The following is an 8,084-nucleotide window of genomic DNA, read 5'->3' on the forward strand; positions in this document are numbered from 1 at the left end:
TGCACGGAGCCGAATTTTTGGCGGCCGGTCTCATGCAGGATGGCGACCAGGTTGACGACGTGGTCGGCGCCCTGCACGGCGCGGTCGACCGACCAGCGCACGCGCACATTGGCCTGCACCGGCTGGATCTGACCGACATTGCCGAGCGGCTGCACATGGCCGGCAAGGTCGGGCCGCCGGCAGGCGACCCGGATGCGATAGCCGCGCTTGGCGAGCGCGCGCACGACATGACGGCCGACAAAGCCGGACCCGCCGAAGACGACGACTAGCTTGGGGGTCTGCAGGATTTCGGTCATGGCTGGCTCCGGCGTGCTAGGCTTGGCTAGAGGCGTTCATAGTCGGTTTCGCGCCAAAGGCAAAGGGCGACCGGGTGTCGCCGGCGCCCAATTTTGAGCACTGCCGGAACGCCTTGACGATATGCGTCGACCGAATGACAGGTACCGCCAAGGATGCCAAGAAGAGCAGGATCGCCGCCAGGGCAGGCGACGCAGAAAACCCCGCCGAAGCGGGGTTTTCCGGGCAGTGCGCGCACCGAAACAGGGACCAACGAGGCGGCCTGACCTGAGACGGTATCAAGGCGGCGTGAAGCAAGCACGCCCGCCCCGGCCCTGGACGCCCGGCGCGGCGCCGCCAACCGCAAGCCGCGACCCCAAGCCACCCTTTGCGGCTTGCGATGTGGGTGCCGCTGATGGGTCGCTGCGGGGCGAAAAAAGGTTCAACGGGCGCGCGTGGAGAAGCGCGCGGCCCGTCGCCGGGTGAGGCTTTGATCAGGCCGAATAGCGCTCGGCGAATTCGGAAATGCGCTGCACGACCGCCTTCGGAACGTCGATGCCGCGTGCGCTCGCTTTCTCGGCGGCCTCGGCCCGGGCGCGGCCGGGTATGTGCACGCCGTAGCGCCGCCGCAGCCGGTCGAGCTGGTCACGCATGCGCTGTTCGAAATCCGGGTCGAGCAGCTTGGGCTCGATGGCTAAAACGAAGAGCCCGGTTCCGGGGCTGTCCGGCCCGCCGGAGAACCACGGCGCGTCGAGCGACCAGTTGGCGCCGGAAATGCCTGCCGCCAGCACCTCGACCATAAGTGCGATGTTGGCGCCGCGCTGGCCGCCGAAGGCTAGCATCGCGCCCTTCATCGCCGCCGCCGGGTCGGTGGTGGGGTTGCCGCTGGCGTCCAGCGCCCAGCCCTCGGGGATTTTCCTGCCGTCTTCCGCCGCCTTGCGGATGTTGACGAAGGCGGTGGCGCTCGACGACTGGTCGATAACGAGCGGCGGGCCGTCGACGGCCGGCGCTGCAAACGACATCGGGTTGGTGCAGTAGACCGGCTTGACCGAGCCGGAGCCGGCGAGCACCGCTGGCCCGTTGGTGGCGGCGAAGGAGACCAGCCCCTGTGCGGCCAGGCGCCCGGTGAAATAGCCGAGCGCGCCGCAGGTATAGGCGTTCTTCTGCGAGAAAATGGCGACGCCGAACAGTCTTGCCGCCTTGGCGAGATCCTCGATCGTGCGATCGAAGCCGGTATGGGCAAGCCCGCCTCGCGCGTCGGAGAGATAGACGGCCAGCGCCGGCCTGGTGACGACCGGGTCGGCATTGCCGTCGATGCGGCCGTCCTCGATCGCCTCGAGATAGTCGATGAAATGCGACAGGCCGACCGCCGACAGGCCTTCCGCCTCGGCCGAGATGATCGAGGCGACCAGCGACTGTGTCGCCTCCTCGTTGGCGCCGGCGCCCAATGCCGCCATGCGGCACAGCCCTGTTGCCTGGTCGAGAGTGAGTTGCATCGGGCTGCTCCTGAGTGAGTAGGAAGTAGTGAGTAGATAAGCCAGCGAGCAGCCCACTACTCACTATTCGCTACTCACCACTCACTAACCGATCTTGACCGGAATCCGCGCCTCGATCCGGCTGAAGATCAGAACGAGAATGCCGGTGATCGACATATAGATCAGCGCCAGCAGCAGCAAGGGTTCGTAGGTCAGGTAGGTGTCCTGTCGAACCTTGGAGGAGACGGCGAAGATATCGATGACGCTGATCGTCGCCACCAGCGGCGTCGACTTGAGCTGCAGCACGGTTTCGCCGGTCAGCGTCGGCAGCGCCCGGTAGAAAGCCTGCGGCAGCCATATGCGGCGGAAGATCTTGAAGCGGCTCATGCCGAAGGCGCGGGCCGCCTCCAACTGCCCTTTTGGCACGCCGGCGAAGGCCCCGCGCATCACCTCGCCCTCATAGCCGGCGAAGGACAAGGTCAGCGCCACCACGCCATAGGGCCAGGCCTGTCTCAGATATGTCCACATCCAGGACTCGCGTATCCATGGATACTGGGGGAAAAGCGATCCGAGCCCGTAGTAGAGCAGCCAGAGCTGCAACAGCAGCGGCGTGCCGCGGATGATGGTGCAGAAGACCTTTGCCGGCACGGCGAACCAGAACGGCCCGCCGGCCTGGGCAAGGCCGAGCGGCACGGCGAGCATGAAGCCCAGCGCGCAGGTGACGACGAGGATCCACAGCGACCGCCAGATGCCGAGCAGCCCCATCTGCCAATATTGCGGCAGCCAGTCCCAGCGCATGAAGAAGGCCGCGCAGAACACCAATGCCAGGGCGATCAGGATCAGCGCGATGCGGTGCGGCTTGAGCCAGAGCGAGGCACGCGCCGCCATGTTGATCGCGGTCGCCTCGGACGACATCAGCGCGCCTCCTTGATCGAAGGCATGCCGCGCCGCGACCAGGCCTCGACACGGCCGATGATCAGGTTGGAGAACAGCGACAAAGCGAGATAGAGCGCACCTGCCGCGACGAAGAAGAGCAGATAGGCCTTGGTCACGCCTGCCGCCTGCCGCGTCGCAAGCGTCAGTTCGAAGAAGCCGACGACGGCAAGCAGCGCGGTGTCCTTGGTCGCGATCAGCCAGAGATTGGCGAGACCTGGAATGGCGAAGGGCAGCATCGCCGGCAGCGTTATTCGCCTCAGCATCAGGCCTGGCGACATGCCATACGCGCGGGCGGCCTCAATTTGCCCCTGCGGGATGGACAGGATGGCGCCGCGGATGACTTCCGTCGAATAGGCGCCCTGGACCACGCCGAGAACGAAGATGCCGGCCGCCAGCCCGCTGATGTCGACGCGCCGGTAACCCATCGCCGCCAGCACCTGGTTGATCAGATCGGTGCCGGCGTAATAGAGCAGCAGGATCAGCACCAGTTCAGGCACGGCGCGCACCACGGTCGTGTAGACCGCGAGCAGGTCGCGCGCCACCGGCCCGCCATAGAGCTTGCCCCAGGCGCCACCGGTGCCGATCAAGAGGCCGAGGCAGGTGGCACCGATGGCGATCTCGACCGAATGCAGCAGTCCGACCAGCAAGGTGCCGCCCCAGCCCGGCGGCACGGGTGACAGGAGTTCGATGATGCCGGCCGCCGAGGCCGGAAGAAATACGTCGATCAGCTTCACCCCCGGATTGCTGGCAACCGCCGACGGCAGCGTTCAGCGGCAGGCATGCGTGGCAAGGTTTCGGCTAAGGGGCATGACGCTCGGCCATGCCCCTTAAGCTCGTGCGGAGACGTCAGTTCGACTGCGTGGCGCCGCCGTAGATGTCGAAGTCGAAGTATTTCTTCGAGATCTCGTCATACTTGCCGCTGGCGCGGATCGCCTTGATGCCGGCGTTGACCTTTTCCTTGAGCGCGGTGTCTTCCTTGCGCACGCCGGCGCCGACGCCCGGTCCGAGCACCTCATCGTCCGGCGCGACCATGCCCTTCAGGTCGCAGCAGGCCTTGCCCTGGTCGGTCTTGAGGAATTCGCCAAGCGCGATGGAGTCGGCCTGCACCGCATCGAGACGGCCGGCCGCAAGGTCATTGTTGGCTTCGTCCTGCGTCTGGTATTCCTTGATCTCCTGCGCGCCGGTGAAGTGCTTCTTGGCGTAGACCGCATGCACCGTCGACACCTGGACGCCGATCACCTTGCCCTTCAGGTCATCCGGCGTGGCGCCGAACTTCTGGTCCTTCGGCCCGATGATCGCCGTCGGCGTGTTGTAATACTTATCCGAGAAGTCGATCGTCTTCTTGCGTTCGTCGGTGATCGACATCGAGGAGACGATGAGGTCGATCTTCTTGGTAGTCAGCGCCGGAATGATGCCATCCCAGGCAACGGGCGTGATGACGCAGTTGAGCTTCTCCTCGGCGCAGACGGCGTCGATGAAGTCGATTTCCCAGCCGACCCACTTGCCCGTCGCGTCCGGCGAGGTGAAGGGCGGATAAGGCTCGGCGGCGACGCCGATCTTGACCTGATCGGCCTTGGCCACGCCCATCGCGGCGACGCCGAACAGCAGCGCCGCGGCGAAGGTCTTGAGAACAGTCTTCATTTCAGGACTCCCAGTTTGTTGTTGTTCCCGGTTTTTCGCCCCGCTTGACGCCGGCCCTAGCCGACGTTGCGGAGGAATTGCTTGAGCCTTTCGGATTTGGGCGCGCCGAACAGCTGTTCCGGCGGGCCTTCTTCCTCGACCAGCCCGTTGTAGAGGTAGACGACATGGGTCGCGACCTCGCGGGCGAACTTCATTTCATGCGTCACCAGCACCATGGTGCGCCCCTCGCGCGCCAGGTCGCCGATCACCTTCAACACTTCGCCGACCAGCTCCGGGTCGAGCGCCGAGGTCGGCTCGTCGAACAGCATGACGCGCGGATTGATCGCGAGCGCCCGGGCGATCGCGGCGCGCTGCTGCTGGCCGCCCGACAGAAATGCCGGGTAAACGTCGCGCTTCTCCGCCAGCCCGACGCGGGCAAGCAGCTTCTCGGCCTGGGCGATCGCCTCGTCGCGCTTGACGCCAAGCACGTGCACCGGAACCTCGATGACGTTCTCGATCAGCGTCATGTGGCTCCACAGGTTGAAGTTCTGGAACACCATGCCGAGCCTTGAGCGGATGCGCTCGATCTGCTTGCGGTCGGCGGGAACGGTGTGGCCGTGGTTGTCGGCCTTCAGCTTGATCTGCTCGCCGTTGACGCGAATGATGCCGCTGGTTGGGTTCTCCAGGCAGTTGATGCAGCGCAGCAGCGTCGACTTGCCGGAACCGGAGCCGCCGATGATGGCGATCACCTCGCCGTCGCGTGCCGACAGCGAAACGCCCTTCAGCACATGCAACTGGCCGAACTTCTTGTGCAGGTTCTCGACATGGATGGCTTCGGCGGCGCCGCTTTGCGCCTCGCCGGATGGGACTGTGGCGGCTTCCACCGCGCTCACCGGGTGACCTCTATTTGGTCGAAGGCAGTTCGTCGAACGTTTATCCGGCTAATCAACATACGCTGTACGGCCCACTCCAGACTTCAGCATGGACCCAACAGCGCGAGCCCGTCAATCCCGCTCATTACGGCACTTGCGGCCTTGTTATGCAAGTGTATAAATAGCCTTCCATGAAATTTTTTCGATTTTTTTCAGCTTAAAAAGGGCATCGATGAGCGCTTTCGGATCACAATCCATGGCGGCACCGCTGCGACGTGTGCTGATGCGGTCGGCGGCCAACGCCATGCGCGACGCCGACAGGGCTGCCTGGCACTATGGCCCGGGGTTCAACCCGGCGAAAGCAGCATTGCAGCATGCGATCCTTGCTGAACTGGTGGCGGCTTCCGGCGCCAAAATCGAATGGATCGAGGACAAGGCCGACGGCCTTTCGGATTCGGTGTTCACGCACGATCCATCGCTGATGACCGATCGGGGCGCGCTGATCCTGTCCATGGGCAAGCCATTGCGCGCCGGGGAGCCCTCCCTGCATGAGGAAACCTACAGGAGACTAGGCATTCCGATCCTCGGCCGCGTCGAGGCTCCTGGCCAGGTCGAAGGCGGTGATTGTGTATGGGTGGATGCCCGCACGCTGGCGATCGGCCGCGGTGTCCGCTCCAACCAGGAAGGCATCCAGCAGGTTTCCAACCTGCTGACGCCGCTCGGCATTTCCGTCTACGGCTTTGATCTGCCGCTATGGCAGGGCGAAGAGGCGTGCCTGCATCTGATGTCGGTGATCAGCCCGCTGGCCGACGACCTTGCATTGGTCTATTCACCGCTTTTGCCCGCCCCGTTCTATCAGATGCTGAAGGCGCGAGGCATCCGGCTGGTCGAAGGCGACGCCGAAGAGTTCGCCGCTTCCAACGGCCTCAGCCTGAACGTGCTGCCGACCAGCCCGCTCAAGGTCATTGCCGTTGCAGGCTTTCCCAAGACCAGGGCCGCGATGGAAGCCGCCGGCTGCTCGGTTGAGATATTCGAGGCGGATGCGCTCTGCATCGCTTGTGAAGGCGGGCCGACATGCCTGACGCGGCCGATCCTGCGCCAATGAATGCGCGCCGCAAGTTCCGTCGCGAGGGCGAGGAGCGGCGGCGGCAGGATCTGATCGAGGCGACTCTGGACAGCGTGGCGGAACATGGCCTTGAGGGCGCCACCTTGCGCACCATCGCACTGCGTGCCGACGTCACCGCCGGGCTGATCCGGCACTATTTCCCCGGCAAGGAAGAATTGCTGCAGGAAGCCTATACCGCGCTGGTCGGCCGCATGACCGAGCAGGCGAAAGCAGCATTGGTCATGGAAGATGCCTCGCCGCGCCAGCGCCTTGCGGCTTTCGTCACCGCCAACCTCAACGCGCCGATCATCGACGCGCGGGTGTTTTCGCTCTGGGCAACCTTCCTCGGCCGAGCCAGTGCGGATCCGACCCTGGCCCGTGCCCACCGCGAAGGCTATCTCGGCTTTCGCAACGAGGTGGAAGCGGTTGTGGCCGAAGTGCTCGCCGCCGAACAGCGCAAACCGGACGCAAGCCAGCTGCGCCACCATGCCATCGCGATCAATGCGATCATCGACGGGCTCTGGATCGAAGGCTGCCTGGCCGGCGAGATGTTCTCGCCCGGCGAACTGGCGGCGATTGGCATCAAGACTGTCGAGGCCGAACTCGGCCTGGCGCCGGAAAGGGAAGAAAACCAATGACCACCATCGGCGAAGCGCTCGTCACCTTGCTCGAGGCGCATGGCGTCGACACCGTCTTCGGCATTCCGGGCGTGCATACGGTCGAACTTTATCGCGGCCTGGCGCGCTCGAAGATCCGCCACGTCACGCCGCGCCACGAGCAGGGCGCCGGCTTCATGGCCGATGGCTACGCCCGCGCCGGCGGCCGGCCGGGCGTCGCCTTCGTCATCACCGGGCCGGGCCTCACCAACACCATCACCGCCATGGGCCAGGCGCGCGCCGATTCGGTGCCGATGCTGGTGATCTCCGGCGTCAATGCCACGGATACGCTGGGCAAGGGGCTCGGCTTCCTGCACGAATTGCCGGACCAGCGCGGCATGATGGAGAAGGTGGCGCTGTTCTCTGAGCGTGTCACCGAGGCCGAAGAGCTGCCGGGCGCTCTCGCCCATGCCTTCGCCGTCTTCTCCTCGTCGCGTCCGGGTCCGGTCCATATCGAGATCCCGACCGACGTCATGGTGAAGTCCGCCGAAGGGCTCGCGCCGGTGCTCAGCAACAGCGCGCCGCCCGCTCCGGCAGCTGCGGCGGTCGCCGACGCTGCAAGGTTGATCAAGGCGGCTCGCCGGCCGTTGATCCTTGCCGGGGGCGGCGCCAAGAAGGCCGACGCGGCGCTCAGGCGCTTCGCGGAAGCGCTGGGCGCTCCGGTCGTCGAGACCGCCAATGCGCGCGGCTTGCTGCATGCTCACCCCCTCTGTGTGCCGGCGAGCCCGAGCTTGAAGGCGGTGCGCGCTCTGATGGCGGACGCCGATCTGGTGATTGCCGCCGGCACCGAATTCGGCCCGACCGACTATGACGGCTATGGCGACGGCGGTTTCGTGCTGCCGCCGAACCTCATCCGCATCGACATCGGTGCCGACCAGCTCTCCCGCCGTCCGGTGACGGTAGGCCTCCAGGCCGATTGCGCCGAGGCGTTTGGTGCGCTGCTGACCGAGCTTGGGCCCGCTCATGTCGCCGCGAAGGACGGCGAGGCCCGCGCCGCCGCTGGGCGCGCGGCTGCATTGGCCGAACTGAAACCGGACTACTTGGCACAGGTGCGCGCGGTGGAGGCAATTCGCGACGCGCTGCCCGGCGCGATCATCGTCGGCGACTCGACCCAGCCGATCTACGCCGCCAACCTCTATTACGACCA

At 65.5% G+C, this 8,084-nt stretch carries 9 protein-coding genes; 3 read left to right on the plus strand and 6 right to left on the minus strand.

The features are described from left to right. From DH10_RS35705 to DH10_RS35730, 6 genes are all read right to left on the minus strand, one after another. A partial coding sequence (locus DH10_RS35705; RefSeq protein WP_192385943.1) for an NAD-dependent epimerase/dehydratase family protein occupies positions 1-296 on the minus strand: 296 nt, incomplete at its 3' end. A gap of 471 nt (positions 297-767) precedes the next feature. Continuing rightward, positions 768-1,769, minus strand: coding sequence for an Ldh family oxidoreductase (locus tag DH10_RS35710; RefSeq protein WP_192250975.1), 1,002 nt, complete (start codon positions 1,767-1,769; stop codon positions 768-770). An 84-nt stretch (positions 1,770-1,853) separates the two neighbouring features. Continuing rightward, the gene (locus tag DH10_RS35715; protein ID WP_192385944.1) at positions 1,854-2,663 is read right to left on the minus strand and encodes an ABC transporter permease; all 810 of its coding nucleotides are present in this window, start codon (positions 2,661-2,663) and stop codon (positions 1,854-1,856) included. Further along, a complete protein-coding gene (locus DH10_RS35720) occupies positions 2,663-3,328 on the minus strand; it encodes an ABC transporter permease (RefSeq protein WP_192251248.1) in 666 nt (221 codons plus the stop codon). The genes DH10_RS35715 and DH10_RS35720 overlap by 1 nt, the downstream gene beginning before the upstream one ends. 202 nt (positions 3,329-3,530) lie before the next feature. Beyond that, complete coding sequence (locus tag DH10_RS35725) at positions 3,531-4,325, minus strand: transporter substrate-binding domain-containing protein (RefSeq protein ID WP_192250981.1); 795 nt, start codon at positions 4,323-4,325, stop codon at positions 3,531-3,533. Between the two features lie 56 nt (positions 4,326-4,381). Beyond that, positions 4,382-5,197: an ABC transporter ATP-binding protein gene (locus tag DH10_RS35730; protein WP_312891288.1), complete on the minus strand. Its 816-nt coding sequence runs from the start codon at positions 5,195-5,197 to the stop codon at positions 4,382-4,384. A 211-nt stretch (positions 5,198-5,408) separates the two neighbouring features. Here DH10_RS35730 and DH10_RS35735 point away from each other — a divergent pair, with 211 nt between their 5' ends. The 3 genes from DH10_RS35735 to DH10_RS35745 form a co-directional block, all read left to right on the plus strand. Beyond that, positions 5,409-6,281, plus strand: coding sequence for a dimethylarginine dimethylaminohydrolase family protein (locus DH10_RS35735; protein ID WP_192250984.1), 873 nt, complete (start codon positions 5,409-5,411; stop codon positions 6,279-6,281). Then, positions 6,251-6,919: a TetR family transcriptional regulator C-terminal domain-containing protein gene (locus DH10_RS35740; RefSeq protein ID WP_192250987.1), complete on the plus strand. Its 669-nt coding sequence runs from the start codon at positions 6,251-6,253 to the stop codon at positions 6,917-6,919. The genes DH10_RS35735 and DH10_RS35740 overlap by 31 nt, the downstream gene beginning before the upstream one ends. Beyond that, positions 6,916-8,084, plus strand: a 1,169-nt coding sequence (locus tag DH10_RS35745; protein WP_192385945.1) for a 5-guanidino-2-oxopentanoate decarboxylase, incomplete at its 3' end; no start/stop codon positions are given. The genes DH10_RS35740 and DH10_RS35745, both read left to right, overlap by 4 nt.

It is taken from the genome of Mesorhizobium silamurunense (genome assembly GCF_014843825.1).
Taxonomy (GTDB): domain Bacteria; phylum Pseudomonadota; class Alphaproteobacteria; order Rhizobiales; family Rhizobiaceae; genus Mesorhizobium; species Mesorhizobium silamurunense.

Excerpts from the sequence above, each read along its gene's own strand:
- DH10_RS35710 (WP_192250975.1), bottom strand. The coding sequence starts at position 1,769 with ATGCAACTCACTCTCGACCAGGCAACAGGGCTGTGCCGCATGGCGGCA.
- DH10_RS35715 (WP_192385944.1), bottom strand. The coding sequence starts at position 2,663 with ATGTCGTCCGAGGCGACCGCGATCAACATGGCGGCGCGTGCCTCGCTC.
- DH10_RS35725 (WP_192250981.1), bottom strand. The coding sequence starts at position 4,325 with ATGAAGACTGTTCTCAAGACCTTCGCCGCGGCGCTGCTGTTCGGCGTC.
- DH10_RS35735 (WP_192250984.1), top strand. The coding sequence starts at position 5,409 with ATGAGCGCTTTCGGATCACAATCCATGGCGGCACCGCTGCGACGTGTG.
- DH10_RS35740 (WP_192250987.1), top strand. The coding sequence starts at position 6,251 with ATGCCTGACGCGGCCGATCCTGCGCCAATGAATGCGCGCCGCAAGTTC.